Genomic DNA, 16,337 nt, shown 5'->3' with positions numbered 1-16,337 from the left:
ACGCGACCGCACCACGCTTTCCGCCGATGACCGACGCCCCGCTCCGCCTCGACCAGGCACTTGTGGCGCGTGGGCTCGCGCCGACCCGGGCACGGGCGCGCGACGCGGTCCTGCGCGGCCATGTCACCGTCGACGGGCGGCCGGCGACCAAGCCCTCGCTCGCCGTCGGCCCCGATGCCGCGCTCGCGCTCGACGATCCCGCCGCCGCCTATGTCTCGCGCTCGGCGCTGAAGCTGGTCGCGGGGCTCGATCATTTCGGCTATGGCGCCGAGGGGCGCGTGGCGCTCGATCTCGGCGCTTCGACCGGCGGCTTCACCGAGGTGCTGCTCGAGCGCGGCGCGCGGCGGGTGCACGCGATCGATGTCGGCCACGGCCAGCTCGACCCGCGCCTTGCCGGCGACGCGCGCGTCCTCGCCCGGGAGGGTCTCAATGCGCGCGACCTCGTCGCGGACGATCTCGGCGAGGCGCCCGAGGCCGTGGTCTCCGACATGTCGTTCATCTCGCTGCGCCTCGCTTTGCCGCCAGCCCTCGCGCTCGCGGCCCCCGGCGCCTGGGGCATCTTTCTCGTGAAACCGCAATTCGAGGTCGGTCGGGCCGGCATCGGAAAGGGCGGGATCGTGCGCGACCCGGCCGAGGGCCATGCCGCCGCGCTCGCGATCGCCGGCTGGCTCGGCAGCGGGCAGGGCTGGCAGGTCGACGGGCTCGTCCCTTCGCCCATCGCAGGCGGCGACGGCAATCACGAATTTCTTCTCGGCGCCCGCAAGGAGCCTGCGCGATGAGGCATCGCCTGACCATCACCTCGCTCGGCCATGAAGGCGACGGCGTCGCCGAAGACGGCGGTGCCAAGGTCTTCGTGCCCTTCGCCCTGCCGGGAGAGGTCGTCGAGGCGGATGTCGCGGGCGAGCGCGGCCACCTCGTAAAGATCCTCGAGCGCAGCCCCGACCGGACGGAGCCACCTTGCCGGCACTTCGGCACCTGCGGCGGCTGCACGCTGCAACATCTTGCGGAGGCGCCCTATCGCGCGTTCAAGCGCGATCTGGTGCAACGCGCCTTCGAGCAGCGCGGCATCGCCGTCGAGGTCGAGCCGCTCCTCGCCATCGGTCCGCACAGCCGGCGCCGCGCGGTGTTCACGGTCGAGAAGGAGGGCGACACGACGCGGCTCGGCTTCAACCGCCGTGAAAGCCACGATCTGCTGGCGATCGAGGAATGTCCGCTGCTGGTCCCGGCGATCGAGACGAGGCTCGGCCGGCTGTCGCAGCTTGCCGGGCTGGTGATCGGCCGCGGCAAGCGCGCGCGCATGACGGTCACCGCCACCGACACCGGCCTCGACGTCGCGATCGACGGCGCCGCGACGCCGGGACGGGCCCTCTACGATATCCTCGGCCGGCATGTCGCCGAAGGCTGGCTCGCGCGGCTCACGGTCGAAGGCACCGAGGTCGCGACCAGCCGCCAGCCGGAGCTCCGGCTCGGCGACACCGTGCTCTATCCGGCCGCCGGAGGGTTCCTGCAGGCGACGGCCGCCTCGGAGCAGGCGCTGGCCGATCTCGTCGATGCCGGCATCGGCAAGGCCGGCCCGCGGTCGGCGCCGGTCGTCGACCTCTTCGCCGGCATCGGGACCTTCTCGCTGCGGCTCGCCCGCCGCTTCCCGGTGCTGGCCGTCGAAGGCGATGCCGCGCTGCTGAAGGCGCTCGACCGCTCGATGCGCTTCTCGAAGGGGATCCGCACCATCACGATGCGGCGCCGCGACCTCTTCCTCAATCCGATGGCGCCGCCGGAGCTGAAGCCGTTCAAGGCCGTCGTCTTCGATCCGCCGCGCGCCGGCGCCAAGGCGCAGTCCGAGATGCTGGCGAAATCCACGGTGCAGCGCATCGTCGGCGTTTCCTGCAACGCCGCGACGCTCGCGCGCGACGCCCGTATCCTGATCGATGGCGGTTACCGGCTAACCCGCGTCACCCCCGTCGACCAGTTCCTCTGGTCGTCGCATGTCGAGGTGGTGGCAGCCTTCGAGAAAGGCTGACCACCTCTGGGGAGAGCTACTCCGCCTCCGCGCGATAGAGCACCGGCCAGTCGTCCTGCATCACGCCGCGGCAATCGCCCATCGCGATATAGGTGAGGGCGGCGAAGTTCTGGCCGTCGAAGGCCCATTCGGTCGCGTCGCCGCAATCGCCGAGGCCGCGGCCCTTGATGTAGGAATTGAGGCGCTTGGTCTGGTCGTCGACATAGGCGTTCCAGAGCCACGTGATGTCGTCGCCCTCGCCGCCGCGCTTCGTTCCGGGAACGATCGCGTTCCAGGGCCGGCCGGGCTTGCCGTCCACGAAGAGGCGGTAGTCATAGGCGAAATTGTAGGCGCCAGCCGAGGCGCAGGTCCCCCAGAGCGATGCGCCGCCGGGCAGCTGGAAAGCGACATAGGGAGCGGGACCCTCGCCGCAACCGTCGGGCATCGGCTTGGCGGCGGTCTTCGGCGGCTTCGGAAGCGGATCGGGCATTTCGCTGACCGGCAGCGACTTGACCTTGGGCAGGGCAGGGACCGGCGGGATCGTATCGGCGCCGGCATCGCCCTTCTTGACGAGCGCGGTCACCGTGCCGACGCGCTTCTGCTGGTCGTCCATCTGGAGCAGCGCGGCCGAAGAACCGGCAAGCGAGATGACCTGGCTGCTCACCTTCTTGTTGCCGTCGTAGAGGTCCATCGTGATCTTCTTGGCGGACCGCAGTGCCGCGAGCAGGTCGGGCAGCGCCTCCTGCGCCAGCTTCAGCTCGAAGAGATCGCCGGCCTCGGTGAGCGGGAGCGAGCCCGTCGGAAGGCCCCCCGCCTTGTTCGAGTCGAGCGAAAGGCGGACCATGGGCTTCTTCAGCTTGTTGGTCGTGTCGTCGGGCGGATAGACGGTGAAGGTGACGTCGGGCACCGCGTTCGCCTCGCCGGACCGCGCGATCCGCAGATAGCCCGACAGCGAGCTTTCGTCCGGCGTCATGCCGATCGCGACGCAGGACCGCGTGTTGTCGCAGCCGACTTCCCAGTCCTTGTAGTCCTTGAGCTCGCCCGCCTTGGCGGCGGTGTCGGCAAGGGCCGGCGCTGCCGAAAGCAGAGAAGCCGGCGCAGCCGTCAGCAAGAAGGCCGCAAGCGCGGCCTGCGACAGAAATGTCGGGTTATTCATGGAGTCCTCCCTCGTCGCTTGCTGCAACGCCGCAGTGCGGCGCCGGTTCAACCGTTCTGGCCGCGATGGCGCAGGTAGTGGTCGGCGATCGCGCAGGCGACCATCGCCTCGCCGATCGGAACGGCGCGGATGCCGACACACGGATCGTGCCGTCCCTTGGTCATCACGTCCACCTCCTCGCCGCCCGCCGTGATCGAGCGCCGCGTCGTGAGGATCGAGGAGGTCGGCTTAACGGCGAAGCGCGCGATGATCGGCTGTCCGGTCGAGATGCCGCCGAGAATGCCGCCGGCATGGTTGGACAGGAACAGCGGCTCGCCGTCATTGCCCATCCGCATCTCGTCGGCATTCTCCTCGCCGGTAAGCGCCGCCGCCGCGAAGCCTTCGCCGATCTCGACGCCCTTCACGGCGTTGATCGACATGAGAAGGCTGGCGATGTCCTGATCGAGCTTGCCGTAGATCGGGGCGCCGAGACCGGCGGGCACCCCCTCCGCGACGATCTCGATGACCGCGCCGACCGACGACCCCGCCTTGCGGATGCCGTCGAGATAGGTCTCCCACAGCGCCGCGGTCTCTTCGTCGGGGCAGAAGAACGGGTTCTCGTCGACCGTGTTCCAGTTCCAGCGCCCGCGCTCGATGGCATGCGGACCGATCTGCACGAGCGCGCCGCGGATCACGAGGCCCGGAACCACCTTGCGCGCGATGGCGCCGGCCGCGACCCGCGCCGCGGTCTCGCGCGCCGAGGAACGCCCGCCGCCGCGATAGTCGCGGATGCCGTATTTCACGTCATAGGTGAAGTCGGCATGACCCGGCCGGTAGCGGTCCTTGATGTCGCCGTAGTCCTTGGAGCGCTGGTCGACATTCTGGATCTCGAGCGCGATCGGCGTGCCCGTTGTCAGAAGCGTCCCGTCCTCCTGCGGCAGGACGCCGGAGAGGATTCTCACTTCGTCAGGCTCGCGCCGCTGGGTCGTGAAGCGCGACTGGCCGGGGCGGCGCTTGTCGAGCCAATGCTGGATCTCCGCCTCGGAAATCGGAATGCGCGGCGGGCAGCCGTCGACCACGGCGCCGAGGGCCGGGCCATGGCTCTCGCCCCAGGTCGTCACGCGGAAGAGGTGGCCGAAGGTGTTGTGCGACATGGATTGTTCCCGGGGCTTCGCGTGCGGTTCTAGAAAGCCGGCGCCGTGCCGTCAAACGCTCACGCGCCGGGCTCTGCGATGCAACGCGGGAACGGCCGGGCGGCGATTGGGGATAAGTCGATGATTCTTGATGATAAGCGTGGCTACGATCAGGAGGAATTTTCGTGAGCCACGGCAGGAATCCAGCGCCTCTCATCGCCGGACACCAATGGACGCAAGGCTTCCGGAGGTATCGGGATGCTCAGGGCCGCCAACGGCGATCTCCTGGAAAAACCTAAGGTTTCCTGACATCACGCGCTTGTGATTTCCTTATCGTGAGCAACGCTATCATCTCTCTGGTGCTGGCAACGGGCGCGGCGTCTCGGTAGGGAGCCGGTCCAAACCCGCGTGAGCCAGGCAAACGGGACTACGGAGTGAATACCATGCGTGGACTTATGATAGCAGCCGCTACGATCGGTCTTCTGGCTTCCGCCGGCGCCGCAATGGCCGCCGAGCAGGCAACCGGCACGGTGAGCAGCGTCAACGCGAGCGCGGGCACCCTGACCCTCCAGTCGGGCCAGAGCTATACCTTCAGCGACCGTTCGGTGCTGCTCGGCATCATGCCGGGTGACTATGTGGGCGTGAGCTACACCGGCCAGGGCCAGGGCATCGGCGCCTTCAATCCCGAGCCGGCCAACTGACTGCATGAGGCCGGCGGTCTGGAAGCAGCCGTCATAGACTGACCTCTCCCTGATGAAGAAGCCCCCCGGCCCACCCCAGCCGGGGGTTTTCTTTTGGCCGGACCGCCAGAAGGGAACTCAGGCAGGGGAGATCAGATCCAGGAAACGTGCTCGCCGTCCCAGACCATCACGCGGTCCTGGCGGATGTTGAGCATCGTCACCGAATGGGGATCGAGGCTCGACAGCAGTCCCTGCAGGACGCGGCAGACGCCGCCATGCGACACGACCACGGTGTCATAGGCGACGGTGTCGAGCCAGGCGCCGATACGGACCGAGAGATCCGCATAGCTCTCGCCGCCGGGTGGCACGAAACCCCATTTGTCGATGTCGCGCTGCGCGACGAGATCGGGAAAACGGACCTCGAGCTCGGGAGCCGTAAAGCCCTCCCAATGGCCGAAGGTGATCTCCTTCAGGATCGGGTCGGTACGATACCCGGCCGGATCGAGGCCCATGGCGCCGCGGGCGATCTCCATCGTCTCGCGGGTGCGATACAGCGGGCTCGCGACGAAATCGAATTCCACGACATCCGGCAATGCGGCGATCAGCGTCTCGCCGTTGCGGCGCGCCTGGGCGCGGCCGCGCGCGTTGAGCGGAATGTCCTTCTGGCCCTGGAAGCGGCCCTCGGCGTTCCAGTCGGTCTCGCCGTGCCGGATGAAGATGATGCGCGGCACAGCCAGCCCCGGACGGCGGTTCAGTCCTTGATGACGGAAATGTCCGGCGCGTCGACGGCCTTCATGCCGACGACGTGGTAGCCGGAATCGACATGGTGGACCTCTCCGGTCACCGCGCGCGAGAGATCGGACAGGAAATAGACGCCCGAATCGCCCACCTCTTCGGTCGTGACCGTGCGGCGCAGGGGCGCGTTGTATTCGTTCCACTTCAGGATGTAGCGGAAGTCGCCGATGCCCGAGGCGGCCAGCGTCTTGATCGGGCCGGCCGAGATCGCGTTGACGCGGATGTTCTTCGGGCCGAGATCGACCGCGAGATATTTGACGCTCGCCTCGAGTGCCGCCTTGGCGACGCCCATGACGTTGTAGTTCGGCATAACCTTCTCGGCGCCGTAATAGGTCAGCGTCAGTATCGAGCCGCCATTGGTCATCAGCTTCTCGGCGCGCTGCGTGACCGCGGTCAGCGAATAGACCGAAATCAGCATCGTCTTGGAGAAATTGGCTTCGCTGGTATCGACATAGCGGCCGGTCAGCTCGTCCTTGTCGGAGAAGCCGATCGCATGCACGACGAAGTCGAGGCCGCCCCAGACGCGCTCCACCTCGGCGAAGACGGCATCGATCGAGGCGCCGTCCGTGACGTCGCAATGGCCGACCACGATACCACCGACCTCGGCGGCCAGCGGCTCCACGCGCTTCTTGAGGGCGTCGCCCTGATAGGTGAAGGCGAGCTCGGCGCCATGCTGGTGGCAGGCCTGGGCGATGCCCCAGGCGATCGACCGATTGTTGGCGACGCCCATCAGGAGACCGCGTTTGCCCTTCATCAATCCACCGGCTGAATGCATGCGCTGTCTCTCTTCTTGGCCTTAAGGACGCGCGCCTCCTATCGCACAGGCGTTTTTCGCCTTCAAGCGACGCCGCCTGCGATCCCATCACAGTTGGCGAAAGCCGTTTGCGAAGCCGCGAGAGCGCGAATGCGGGATGACGCGCGGGCGAGGGGAGGCTAGGTTCGCCGCCGACCCTTCCCCAGCGCTTCCCCGGCCATGACCAACGCTCCTTCCCCCGATCTCGTCGCCCGCTTCGCCGCCATCGTCGGCCCGGCCCATGCCCTCACCCGCGACGACGACACGCTGCCCTATCGCATCGAATGGCGAGACCGATTCCCGGGGCAAACGCCGCTGGTGCTGCGCCCGGGCAGCACGGCCGAGGTCGCGGCGATCCTGGCGCTCGCCAACGAGACGCGGACGTCCATCGTGCCGCAGGGCGGCAATACCGGGCTCGTCGGGGCGCAGGTGCCCGACCAGAGCGGCACAGAAGTGGTGCTCTCGCTCGACCGCATGACGCGCATCCGCGCCGTCGATGCCGAGGGCTACACGATGACCGTCGAGGCCGGCGCCGTGCTCGCCGATGTCCAGGCGGCGGCCGAGGCGGCTGACCGGCTTTTCCCGCTGTCGCTCGGCGCCGAGGGTTCCTGCCGCATCGGCGGCAACATCTCGTCGAATGCCGGTGGCACGGCCGTGCTCGCCTATGGCAACACCCGCGACCTGGTGCTGGGGCTCGAGGTCGTTCTCGCCGACGGCCGTGTCTGGGAGGGGCTCAACGCACTCAGGAAGGACAATACCGGCTACGACCTGAAGCAGCTATTCATCGGTGGCGAGGGCACGCTGGGGGTCATCACGGCCGCGGTCCTGAAGCTCTTTCCGCGGCCGAAGGGCCAGGCGGTCGCCTTCGTGGCTGTCGAAAGCCCTGCTGCGGCGCTGGCGCTGTTCCAGCTTGCGCGTGAGCGGGCCGGCCATGATCTCTCCGGCTTCGAGCTCATGCCGCGAATCGGGCTCGACTTCGTTCTCGGCCATCTGCCGGGAACGCGCGATCCGCTCGCGGCGCCGTCACCCTGGTATGTGCTGATCGAGATCGGCTCCGGCCATTCCGACGAGGCGGCGAGTGCGACGCTGGAAGACGTGCTCGGCACGGCCTTCGAGGCCGGCACGGTCGCCGATGCCGCGCTGGCGCAATCGCTGGCCGATCGGCAGGCCTTCTGGCATCTCCGCCACGGCATGTCCGAGGCGCAGAAGCCCGAAGGCGGCTCGATCAAGCATGACATCTCGGTGCCGGTCGCCCGCGTTCCCGCCTTTCTGGACGAGGCGATCGCGGCGGTGGAGGCGATGGTGCCCGGCTGCCGCCCCGTCCCTTTCGGCCATCTCGGCGACGGCAATATCCATTTCAACGTCTCGCAGCCGGTCGGCGCCGACAAGGCCGCCTATCTGGCGCGCTGGGAGGAGATGAACGCGCTCGTGCACGGCATCGTCGCGCGCTATCACGGCTCCATCTCGGCCGAGCACGGCATCGGCCGGCTGAAGCGCGATCTGCTCCCCGGCGTGAAGGGCCCGGTCGCCATGGACATGATGCGGTCGATCAAGGCCGCGCTCGATCCGAATGGCATCCTCAATCCCGGCAAGATGCTCTGACCGGCAGGGCTGCGACGGCATGCGCATCGCCGCGCGGCGGCCGCGGCGCTATGTTGGCGCCATCCTACAATTGCGGACCATGAGCGCGCCGATGGAAGTGTCCTTCGCATCTGCCGCCCTGCGCGCTGCTTCTCCCGGAGCGGCTGCGACGGCATGACCAAGGCGCCGAGAAGCATGACCAAGGCGCCGAGAAAGAGTAGCGGCGGCGCCGGCCGCCGCCCGCCGCCGTCGAGCGGGGAAGGGCAGGGCGAACTTCCCTTCGACAGCGCGCCGCCGGCCGAACCAAAAAAGCCGCCGCGCCGCGTCCCGGCTTCCGCGAGCGGGGCCGGCCGACCGAAGGCGAAGCCCCGGGACGCCGCCGCGAAGGCGAAGCCGGCAGCGAAACGGCGCGCCGTCGACGGCAAGCGGAAGGCCAAGGCCCTCGATGCCGCGCGCGGCCCCACGGGTTTCGGTGGCTGGCTGTGGCTGCTCGCCCTGGGCCAGTTGATCGTCACGGCCCGCATGGTCGACACGCTGACGCGCATGGCCGGCCTCGTCGGCACGGAGCTCTGGGACGATCATCCGGGACTGGTGACGGCCGATCTAGGGCTCTATGGCGTGGCGCTGTTGCTGCAACTCGGCGTCATCGTCATGATGGTCCTGCGCAGCCGCTACTTCAAACCGCTCTTCCTTGTCGCGATCGTCGCCTTCTTCCTGATCGGCCGCATCGAGCCGCTGCTCGCCATCGCCGTCCTCGGCATGGACCCGGCCCGCCTCGCGACACGCGCCGTGCTGCTGCCGATGGCGATCGAACTCGGCGTCAGCTTCGTCTGGGCTGCCTATGTGCTGCGCTCGCGCCGGGTGAGGAACACCTTCGTGCGCTGACGGTCGGCCGGCCGAGGGGTTACCGGCCGTCAACCTTGTCCGGTCACCCCCTGCTAACCCTCGGACAAAGCGGAGGATATTAACCACGTTCCTTAAGCCGGAACCGGCCCTGCCTGTGCCATTCTCCCTGCAAGCGAGGCGGTGGACCTCTTCGGCGGGACCATCGCTTCAGACCTTGTTAACCAGTTGAAGCGAGGCAAGAATGGTCCGTCAGGCCGCCAACACGAACGCGACGCTCCGCGATCTCCGGCTCGATCCGTTCTCCCTTCCGGTGCGCTATTCCGCCCGTCTGACCGCCCCTTCCGCCGGCGTCGCCGCCGTCTGGCTCGACCGTGACCGCGTCGTCGTCCGCCGCCCGATCGGCGGTGTCGAGGCGACGCTCGCCTGCCCGATCCGCATGTTCCGCGGCGTCGCCGTGCGCATGACGGTCGATCCGGCCACCGAGGCGCTGCGCACCGAAATCGAGCTGATGCATGCCGACAGCGCCATGTCGCTGCCGCTGGCCTCCGTCGAGGATCTCGGCGATGCCGAGGACGTCGCGGCGGACTGGCAGGCCTGGGGCAAGGCACTCGGCCTGCCGCTGCTGATCGTCGATCATGACGGCTCAGTCCGCGAGGCGGCGCCCGGCCCGATCTCCGGCCCGGCCTCCGCGCCGCGAAGCCGTCGCGCGCTGGCCACCGTCAAGCGCCGCCGTCCCCGCTTCCTGAAGCGCCGCAAGATGGGCACCATGGCCGATGCCGGCCGCGTCGACGGCCGCGAGATCATCGCGCGCGACTGAGGCGAAGTGCGGCGTCAGCCCTTCAGCAGGCGGCGGATCTTCTCCATCGCCGTCTTCTCGTCTTCCTGATAGTCGACCGTGCCGACGAAATCGCCGTTGCCGTCCAGCATGTAGACGGCGGCGCTATGGTCCATGGCGTAGTCGTCGCCCTCGCCGGACTTCTTCGAATAGACGCGGAATTCCTTCAGCATCGGGTCGACCGCGTCGCGCGCGCCCGTGAGCCCCACGATGCGCGGATCGAAGGCCTGCAGATAGGCCTTCATCTGCGGGACCGTGTCGCGCTCCGGATCGACGGTCACGAAATAGACCTTGAGCCGGTCACCATCCGGCCCGAGCGCCTTCAGCCAGTTCGACGCCGACAGGAGCGTCGTCGGGCACACATCCGGACAGAAGGTATAGCCGAAAAACATCAGCGAGGGATGGCCCTTGAGGGCCGCCTCGGTGACGGTCGTGCCGTTCTGGTCGACGAGGCTGAACGGCCCGCCGATCGCGCTTGCCGTCATCTTCTTGCCCGGAGCGAGAAAGACGAGCGCCAGCGTGCCGGCGATCGCGACGGCGACGAGCAGCCACAGGACGAGCCGGATCACCTGGATCGGCCGGCGGGCGGGGATGGGCTTTCGTGTCATGCGCCTCCCATAGCCGCCGCCGGCGGATCCGCCAAATCACGATCCGCCGATTGCGGGCGGCGCCTGTCAGATGATCGAGAGCCCGATCACCATCAGGCAGTAGCCGGCGAGCGCGCAGTTCACGAGCGTGAAATAGAGATGCGGCGCCCGCGCCTCGCCCGTGAACAGGAACAGGTTGTGGAAGAGCGACGTCGCGCCGATCAGGAAGACGATCAGGAGGGCGGCGCCATAGGCCGGCATGATGCCGAGCATCACGGAGAGGCCGCCGACAAGCTGCATCGCGAAGCCGACGAGCACCAGCGGCGCCGGCAGCTTCCATCCGTAATTGGTTTCGGGAGTGGGATTCTTCGAGAAGCCGATCAGGTTCCTGATGCCGGCGATCACGAAGAACAGGCCGAGCACGATCCGCCCGACGGCGATCAGGGTTGCTGCAAGTGTCATGATTCCTCCGCTTGTCCTACAAGGACGTAGCGGATCGCGGCGAGGCGGAGAAGTGGTCTCGCAACCGCTTCCGGGGCTTGCGCCGGAAATCAGGCGCGGCGGATCGCGGCGGCCTCGCTCTCGCGGCCCAGCGCCTCGAAGACCGTGGCGACGATGCCGCGTGAATCGAGGCCGCTGTTGGCGATGAGCAACTCGGGCTTGTCCTGCTCGATGAAGGCATCGGGCATGGTCAGCGTGCGGATGCGCAGGCCGCGATCGAGCGCGCCGGCCCCGGCCAGCAGCGCCAGCACCTGACTGCCGAAGCCGCCGATGGCGCCTTCCTCGATCGTGATCATGACCTCGTGGTTGCGCGCGAGGTTGAGAATGAGGTCGCGGTCGAGGGGCTTCGCGAATCGGGCGTCGGCGACGGTGGCCGGCAGGCCATAGGTCTCGAGTTCCTCGGCCGCCTTCAGCGCGTCGGCGAGCCGCGTTCCGAAGGAGAGGATGGCGACCTTGGAGCCCTCGCGCAGCACGCGGCCGCGGCCGATCGGCAGAACCTCGCCGCGCTGCGGCAGCTCGATGCCGACGCCTTCGCCGCGCGGATAGCGGAAGGAGGAGGGCGCGTCGTCGATGGCGACGGCCGTGGCGATCATGTGCACGAGTTCGGCCTCGTCGGCCGGCGCCATGACCACCATGCCGGGAAGGCTGGCGAGGAACGTCGTGTCGAACGAGCCGGCATGCGTCGGGCCGTCGGCACCGACATAGCCGGCACGGTCGATGGCGAAGCGGACCGGCAGCTTCTGGATGGCGACGTCGTGCACGACCTGGTCATAGCCGCGCTGCAGGAAGGTCGAGTAGATCGCGCAGAACGGCTTGTAGCCTTCGGCGGCGAGGCCGGCCGCGAATGTCACGGCATGCTGCTCGGCGATGCCGACATCGAAGGTGCGGGTCGGGAACGCCTGTCCGAACAGGTCGAGACCGGTGCCGGAGGGCATGGCCGCGGTGATCGCCACCACCTTGTCGTCGCGCTCGGCTTCCTTGACGAGGCTCTCGGCGAAGACGCGGGTATAGCTCGGCGCATTCGGCGTCGCCTTGGCCTGCTTGCCGGTGATCACGTCGAAGCGGTTGACGCCGTGATACTTGTCGGGCGCAGCCTCGGCCGGGGCGTAGCCCTTGCCCTTCTGCGTGACGACATGCAGCAGGATCGGTCCGTCCGGCGCGTCGCGCAGATTGCGCAAGACGGGCAGCAGATGGTCGAGATTGTGCCCGTCGATCGGGCCGACATAGTAGAAGCCGAGCTCCTCGAACAGCGTTCCGCCGGTCCAGAAGCCGCGCGCATATTCCTCGGTGCGCTTGGCCTTGTCGTGGAAGAAGCGGGGCAGGTGGCTCGCGAGCTGCTTGGCGGCCTCGCGGATCGACCGATAGGCACGGCCGGAGACGAGGCGGGCGAGATAGGCCGACATGGCCCCGACCGGCGGGGCGATCGACATGTCGTTGTCGTTGAGGATGACGATCAGGCGCGAGCGCAGCGCGCCGGCATTGTTCATCGCCTCATAGGCCATGCCGGCCGACATCGCGCCGTCGCCGATCACGCAGACGACGGCATTGTCGCGCTGCGCAAGATCGCGCGCCACCGCCATGCCAAGGCCGGCCGAAATCGAGGTCGAGGAATGGGCGGCGCCGAAGGGGTCGTAGGGGCTTTCGGCGCGGCGCGTGAAGCCGGAAAGGCCGCCGCCCTGGCGCAGGGTGCGGATGCGCTTGCGCCGGCCGGTCAGGATCTTGTGCGGATAGGCCTGGTGTCCGACATCCCAGACGATGCGGTCGTTGGGCGTATCGAAGACGTAGTGCAGCGCGACGGTCAGCTCGACCACGCCGAGCCCGGCGCCGAGATGGCCGCCTGTCACCGAGACGGCATTGATCGTCTCGGCGCGCAACTCGTCGGCGAGCTGGGCCAGGGCGGTCTCGGGGAGCTTGCGCAGGTCGTGAGGAGTGGCGACGCTGTCGAGAAGAGGCGTGTCGAGCTTGCCGGTCATTGCGAGCCGATATGGTTTGCGTTCGACACGGTTACACGAGCGCGTCGGAAGTCGCAACGCAGCCTCGCCGAGGCGGGTTCCTCGCACACCGTGCAATGAACGGCCGCCATTCGCCGGGCGCAGGCGCCTTTCGGTCGTCGCGCCATCAGGTTTCGGCGGGGCCGAGCGCCTCGCCGATCCGCCGCAACATGTGCGCGCCGGCGTCGCCGATCGTCTCGGGCGCCAGGGCGAGGCCTCCGACGATGTCGGATTTCAGCGTTCCGGCGAGGCCGTGCAGGCTCGACCAGACGAACAGCGCGTCCGCGTCGATCTCCGCCTCGCTCCGCGAAGGCGCGCGTCGGCGCAGCGCGCTCCTGAGCAGGCCGAAGGCATGGTCCGCGCTCGCCAGCATCGCCGGATGGTCCTCGGGCGGCGGCAGGCGCGTCGAGAACATCAACTGGTAGCTGAGCGGCTCGCGCAGCGCATAGTCGAGATAGGCGACGCCCATGGACCAGAGATCGGCATCGGCGTCGCCGCCCTCGGGCCGCGCGTCGAGATGGCGGGCGAAGGCGTCGTAGCAACGCGCGACCACCGCCGCCAGCAGATGATCGCGGCTCTCGAAATGGCGATACGGCGCGCCATGCGACACGCCGAGCCGGCGCGCGACCTCCCGCAGGCTGAGATGCTCGAGGCCCTCATCGGCAATGATCGCGAGTGCTTCGGTGACGCATGCATCCCTCAGCGTCGTCGAGCGGACCGCCGCGACGGTCACGGAATGCCTGCCTTGCCTTGAACCATGCCCTTCATGATACGGCCCATGATGCCGACCCGAAGCGTCCGCGGCAAAGGCCAGAGCGCCATCGTCAACAGCCGTCCGACACGGCCGGGTGTCACCTGACCGCGTTTCCCGAGCGCGCGGAGGATATCGGCCGCGACGATGTCGGCCGTATCCGTCATGGTGAGCGCCATGCCGGCCCGGTTGCCGAACCCCGTGGCGACGGGGCCGGGGGCGGCGACGAGCACATCGACGCCCGCCGGCCGCAGTTCGCGATGGAGCGCCTCGCCGAAGGACTGCACGAACGCCTTGGTCGCGGCATAGGTCGCGGCGAAAGGCGCGCCCTGCCATCCGACCAGGGACGCGAAGATAATCATGCCGCCTTGTCCGCGCGCGACCAGACGCGGCGCCATGCCATGCGCGAGCGCGACCACGGCGCGGCAGTTGACGTCGACCATCGCGAGCTCGTCGGCGAGCGGCAGCGTGTCGAAGCGCCCCGCCGATCCGAAGCCGGCTGCGGCCACGAGAAGGCCGACCCGGTCGACGGACGGATGGCCGAGGATCGCGCCTGCCGCGCCGGGCGCGGAGAGATCGGCCGCGATGACGGTCACGGCGATGCCGTGCCGGGCGGCGAGGTCGTCGGCGAGTTCGCCGAGCGCCGTCTCGTTCCGCGCAACCATCACGAGGTCGAGACCGTATGAAGCGAGGGCGGAGGCGATAGCACGGCCGATGCCGTTGCTGGCGCCGGTCACGAGCGCGGCCGGGCCGTAGAGTCGCAGGAAGGCTTCCGCAGGATGAGACATCGGATTTCGCTCCGCTTGGGATGTAGACAGTGTCTACACCGCAATGTAGACACTGTCTACTCGGTCTCGGAGGCTCAGGCATGATCGACGCGCTCGCAATCTGGTGGCTGCTGGCCACCTCCATGGCGGTCCTCGCCGCTCTCCTGATACCACTGCCCTTCCTCGACCGCCGACGGCTGGACGGCGGCAATGTCTGGGCGAAGCCGATCAAGTTCTCGATCTCGCTGGCCATCCACTTCCTGACGCTGGCGCTCGTCACGGCGGCGCTTGCGCCCGCGGTGTCCGGCAGCCTGCCGCTGACCATCGTCGCCTCCGCCGCGGCAGCGGCCACGCTCTATGAGATGGCCTACATCGTCTTCCGCGCCGCGCGGGGCGAGCGCTCGCATTTCAACGTTGCGACCCGCCTCGCCGCGGCGCTCTATGCCGGCATGGCGTTCGGCGCCGTCGTGATCACGCTGGCGGCGGGCGCCGTCGGTCTCGCCGTCGTCGTCGGAGGCGCGCCAGCCCTCGGGCCCGCGACATGGATGGGGACCGTCATCGGGCTCGTCGGCGGCACGGTCTTGACCTTCCTCACCGCCTTTCCGATCGGCGCCGCGCTGTCGCGCCATGTCGGAAAGCCGCCCGCCGACGAGATGCGCATGCCGCTGACCGGCTGGTCGCTGTCGGTCGCGGATCGGCGGATCCCGCATTTCCTCGGTACCCATGCGATGCAGGCACTGCCGCTCGCGGGGCTGGTGCTGGACCTTCTGCTGCCAGCCGCCGCGGCCGGCGCCGCGATCCTCGTCGCCTCGGCACTGTACGTCCTCGTCGTCCTCGCTTCGGCAAGGCTCGTGGCGCGCGGCGTCGCGCTGCCTGACTGGGGCCGTGCTCTTCTCGGCCACCCTCCGCGCCGGGCGTCGGTCGCCGAGGGACAGACGATCCCCTGACGGAGCGCGATCACGCGGCACTGCTCACTGCCCGGTCGTTTCACCGCCGCTTGGATGCGGCGCGAGCAGCGCGCGCAGCAGCGGGTTGGGGAAACGCCGCGACAGCGTCAGCGCGCAGAAGGTTTCGCTGATCCCCGGCAGGGTGCCGACCTCCTCGAGCATGCCGCTCGCGAGTTCGTCCTGAACGACGATCGGCGGCACGGCGGCGAGGCCGACGCCTTCGCGTGTCAGAAGACGCATCATCGCCATGTCGTCCACCTCCGCCGCGATGCGCGGGCGGATGCCCAGCCGGTCGAGCAGCGCATCGACGCCGCCGCGGATGCTGCTCTCGGGCGTCGGAAGAACCAGCGGCCCGCTTGCGAGCAGCGCCGCGACGTCGCGCGATCCGCCGACGCGCTCGGGCGTCCCCATGAGGCTGACGGGCTGCTCGGCGATGGGATGGGCGATCCACGGCGTCGCCGCGTCGCGCATCGGCGCCAGATTGACCAGCACGACATCGAGCCGATGCGCTTCGAGCGCCTGCAGCAGGTCGCCGGCCGAGCCGGAGCGCAGCACGATCTCGACATCGTCGCGCCCGAGCAGCGGCCTCAGGAACCCGGTCTGGAAATTGCGCGACAGCGTCGCGAGAGACCCGACCCGCAGCACCTGCCGCCGGCCGCCCGACCGCTCGCGCAACGTGCCGAGAAGCTCGTCGCCGGCCGCGAAGATGGCATCGGCATGGTCGAGCGCGATGTGGCCGGCCTCGGTCAGCAGCAACTGCTTGCCGCGCCGCTCGAACAGCGCATGACCGATCCGGTCCTCGAGCTTGCGGATCTGCACCGACAGCGCCGATTGCGAAACCCCGAGCCGATCGGCTGTGCGCGTGAGATTGCCGTCATGCGCGACGGCCCAGAAGTAGCGGAGGTGATTGTAGTTGAGGCCGGACATGCGATGCGTTCTCTTTTATGGAACGATCCGTTCCAAACAATCAATTTAGAAGAACATATGCCCAAGGCTATG

Annotated in this window: 17 protein-coding genes; 7 read left to right on the top strand and 10 right to left on the bottom strand. The window is 68.5% G+C overall.

Features of this window, described 5'->3' with window-relative positions; genetic code table 11:
- The first annotated feature begins 26 nt into the window (after positions 1–26).
- Both QO015_RS06775 and QO015_RS06770 read left to right on the top strand, forming a co-directional pair.
- The gene (locus tag QO015_RS06775; protein WP_266280596.1) at positions 27–779 is read left to right on the top strand and encodes a TlyA family RNA methyltransferase; all 753 of its coding nucleotides are present in this window, start codon (positions 27–29) and stop codon (positions 777–779) included.
- On the top strand, positions 776–2,017 hold the full coding sequence (locus QO015_RS06770) for a class I SAM-dependent RNA methyltransferase (protein ID WP_266280597.1): 1,242 nt from the start codon (positions 776–778) through the stop codon (positions 2,015–2,017). Before QO015_RS06775 ends, QO015_RS06770 begins: the two co-directional genes overlap by 4 nt.
- Before the next feature lie 16 nt (positions 2,018–2,033).
- Here QO015_RS06770 and QO015_RS06765 read toward each other — a convergent pair whose 3' ends face one another.
- Both QO015_RS06765 and aroC read right to left on the bottom strand, forming a co-directional pair.
- Complete coding sequence (locus tag QO015_RS06765; protein ID WP_266280598.1) at positions 2,034–3,152, bottom strand: DUF1176 domain-containing protein; 1,119 nt, start codon at positions 3,150–3,152, stop codon at positions 2,034–2,036.
- A 47-nt stretch (positions 3,153–3,199) separates the two neighbouring features.
- Positions 3,200–4,285, bottom strand: a complete 1,086-nt coding sequence (gene aroC, locus QO015_RS06760) for a chorismate synthase (RefSeq protein WP_266280601.1) — start codon at positions 4,283–4,285, stop codon at positions 3,200–3,202.
- Between the two features lie 422 nt (positions 4,286–4,707).
- On the opposite strand from aroC, the gene QO015_RS06755 reads away from it, so the two are divergent.
- On the top strand, positions 4,708–4,965 hold the full coding sequence (locus tag QO015_RS06755) for a DUF1344 domain-containing protein (RefSeq protein WP_266280603.1): 258 nt from the start codon (positions 4,708–4,710) through the stop codon (positions 4,963–4,965).
- 131 nt (positions 4,966–5,096) lie between these two features.
- Here the strand turns inward: QO015_RS06755 and QO015_RS06750 are convergent, their stop codons facing one another.
- Positions 5,097–5,675, bottom strand: coding sequence for a histidine phosphatase family protein (locus QO015_RS06750; RefSeq protein ID WP_266280606.1), 579 nt, complete (start codon positions 5,673–5,675; stop codon positions 5,097–5,099).
- 20 nt (positions 5,676–5,695) lie between these two features.
- Entirely contained in the window at positions 5,696–6,514 is an 819-nt protein-coding gene (gene fabI / locus QO015_RS06745) for an enoyl-ACP reductase FabI (RefSeq protein ID WP_266280608.1), read from the bottom strand.
- A 198-nt stretch (positions 6,515–6,712) separates the two neighbouring features.
- Here fabI and QO015_RS06740 point away from each other — a divergent pair, with 198 nt between their 5' ends.
- The 3 genes from QO015_RS06740 to QO015_RS06730 all read left to right on the top strand — a co-directional run bounded on the left by QO015_RS06740 (position 6,713) and on the right by QO015_RS06730 (position 9,776).
- On the top strand, positions 6,713–8,134 hold the full coding sequence (locus QO015_RS06740) for an FAD-binding oxidoreductase (RefSeq protein ID WP_266280610.1): 1,422 nt from the start codon (positions 6,713–6,715) through the stop codon (positions 8,132–8,134).
- 174 nt (positions 8,135–8,308) lie between these two features.
- Positions 8,309–8,998 (top strand): DUF2569 family protein, encoded by a 690-nt coding sequence (locus tag QO015_RS06735; RefSeq protein WP_266280613.1) that lies wholly within the window; start codon positions 8,309–8,311, stop codon positions 8,996–8,998.
- Positions 8,999–9,200: 202 nt separating this feature from the next.
- On the top strand, positions 9,201–9,776 hold the full coding sequence (locus tag QO015_RS06730) for a DUF6101 family protein (RefSeq protein ID WP_266280616.1): 576 nt from the start codon (positions 9,201–9,203) through the stop codon (positions 9,774–9,776).
- A gap of 14 nt (positions 9,777–9,790) precedes the next feature.
- On the opposite strand, the gene QO015_RS06725 is transcribed toward QO015_RS06730, so the two are convergent.
- From QO015_RS06725 to QO015_RS06705, 5 genes are all read right to left on the bottom strand, one after another.
- Positions 9,791–10,402, bottom strand: a complete 612-nt coding sequence (locus QO015_RS06725) for an SCO family protein (protein WP_266280618.1) — start codon at positions 10,400–10,402, stop codon at positions 9,791–9,793.
- 66 nt (positions 10,403–10,468) lie between these two features.
- Positions 10,469–10,843: a DoxX family protein gene (locus QO015_RS06720; RefSeq protein WP_266280620.1), complete on the bottom strand. Its 375-nt coding sequence runs from the start codon at positions 10,841–10,843 to the stop codon at positions 10,469–10,471.
- An 89-nt stretch (positions 10,844–10,932) separates the two neighbouring features.
- Positions 10,933–12,855 (bottom strand): 1-deoxy-D-xylulose-5-phosphate synthase, encoded by a 1,923-nt coding sequence (gene dxs, locus QO015_RS06715; protein ID WP_266280622.1) that lies wholly within the window; start codon positions 12,853–12,855, stop codon positions 10,933–10,935.
- Positions 12,856–13,000: 145 nt separating this feature from the next.
- On the bottom strand, positions 13,001–13,606 hold the full coding sequence (locus tag QO015_RS06710; protein ID WP_266280625.1) for a TetR/AcrR family transcriptional regulator: 606 nt from the start codon (positions 13,604–13,606) through the stop codon (positions 13,001–13,003).
- The gene (locus QO015_RS06705) at positions 13,603–14,412 is read right to left on the bottom strand and encodes an SDR family NAD(P)-dependent oxidoreductase (protein ID WP_266280627.1); all 810 of its coding nucleotides are present in this window, start codon (positions 14,410–14,412) and stop codon (positions 13,603–13,605) included. The genes QO015_RS06710 and QO015_RS06705 overlap by 4 nt, the downstream gene beginning before the upstream one ends.
- Before the next feature lie 80 nt (positions 14,413–14,492).
- Here QO015_RS06705 and QO015_RS06700 point away from each other — a divergent pair, with 80 nt between their 5' ends.
- Entirely contained in the window at positions 14,493–15,338 is an 846-nt protein-coding gene (locus QO015_RS06700) for a hypothetical protein (RefSeq protein ID WP_266280629.1), read from the top strand.
- 24 nt (positions 15,339–15,362) lie between these two features.
- Here QO015_RS06700 and QO015_RS06695 read toward each other — a convergent pair whose 3' ends face one another.
- Positions 15,363–16,265 carry a LysR family transcriptional regulator gene (locus QO015_RS06695; RefSeq protein ID WP_266280631.1) on the bottom strand — a complete coding sequence of 301 codons (903 nt, stop codon included), beginning with the start codon at positions 16,263–16,265 and terminating at the stop codon, positions 15,363–15,365.
- Between the last annotated feature and the right edge of the window lie 72 nt (positions 16,266–16,337).

The sequence above is a fragment of the Kaistia geumhonensis genome, from assembly GCF_030815145.1.
In the GTDB taxonomy this organism is placed as follows: Bacteria; Pseudomonadota; Alphaproteobacteria; order Rhizobiales; family Kaistiaceae; genus Kaistia; species Kaistia geumhonensis.
This window is presented reverse-complemented; position numbering and strand designations above follow the sequence as displayed.

Excerpts from the sequence above, each read along its gene's own strand:
- QO015_RS06735 (WP_266280613.1), top strand. The coding sequence starts at position 8,309 with ATGACCAAGGCGCCGAGAAAGAGTAGCGGCGGCGCCGGCCGCCGCCCG.
- QO015_RS06740 (WP_266280610.1), top strand. The coding sequence starts at position 6,713 with ATGACCAACGCTCCTTCCCCCGATCTCGTCGCCCGCTTCGCCGCCATC.
- QO015_RS06700 (WP_266280629.1), top strand. The coding sequence starts at position 14,493 with ATGATCGACGCGCTCGCAATCTGGTGGCTGCTGGCCACCTCCATGGCG.
- aroC (WP_266280601.1), bottom strand. The coding sequence starts at position 4,285 with ATGTCGCACAACACCTTCGGCCACCTCTTCCGCGTGACGACCTGGGGC.
- QO015_RS06755 (WP_266280603.1), top strand. The coding sequence starts at position 4,708 with ATGCGTGGACTTATGATAGCAGCCGCTACGATCGGTCTTCTGGCTTCC.
- QO015_RS06770 (WP_266280597.1), top strand. The coding sequence starts at position 776 with ATGAGGCATCGCCTGACCATCACCTCGCTCGGCCATGAAGGCGACGGC.
- dxs (WP_266280622.1), bottom strand. The coding sequence starts at position 12,855 with ATGACCGGCAAGCTCGACACGCCTCTTCTCGACAGCGTCGCCACTCCT.
- QO015_RS06725 (WP_266280618.1), bottom strand. The coding sequence starts at position 10,402 with ATGACACGAAAGCCCATCCCCGCCCGCCGGCCGATCCAGGTGATCCGG.
- QO015_RS06720 (WP_266280620.1), bottom strand. The coding sequence starts at position 10,843 with ATGACACTTGCAGCAACCCTGATCGCCGTCGGGCGGATCGTGCTCGGC.
- QO015_RS06695 (WP_266280631.1), bottom strand. The coding sequence starts at position 16,265 with ATGTCCGGCCTCAACTACAATCACCTCCGCTACTTCTGGGCCGTCGCG.
- QO015_RS06730 (WP_266280616.1), top strand. The coding sequence starts at position 9,201 with ATGGTCCGTCAGGCCGCCAACACGAACGCGACGCTCCGCGATCTCCGG.
- QO015_RS06775 (WP_266280596.1), top strand. The coding sequence starts at position 27 with ATGACCGACGCCCCGCTCCGCCTCGACCAGGCACTTGTGGCGCGTGGG.
- QO015_RS06705 (WP_266280627.1), bottom strand. The coding sequence starts at position 14,412 with ATGTCTCATCCTGCGGAAGCCTTCCTGCGACTCTACGGCCCGGCCGCG.
- QO015_RS06765 (WP_266280598.1), bottom strand. The coding sequence starts at position 3,152 with ATGAATAACCCGACATTTCTGTCGCAGGCCGCGCTTGCGGCCTTCTTG.
- fabI (WP_266280608.1), bottom strand. The coding sequence starts at position 6,514 with ATGCATTCAGCCGGTGGATTGATGAAGGGCAAACGCGGTCTCCTGATG.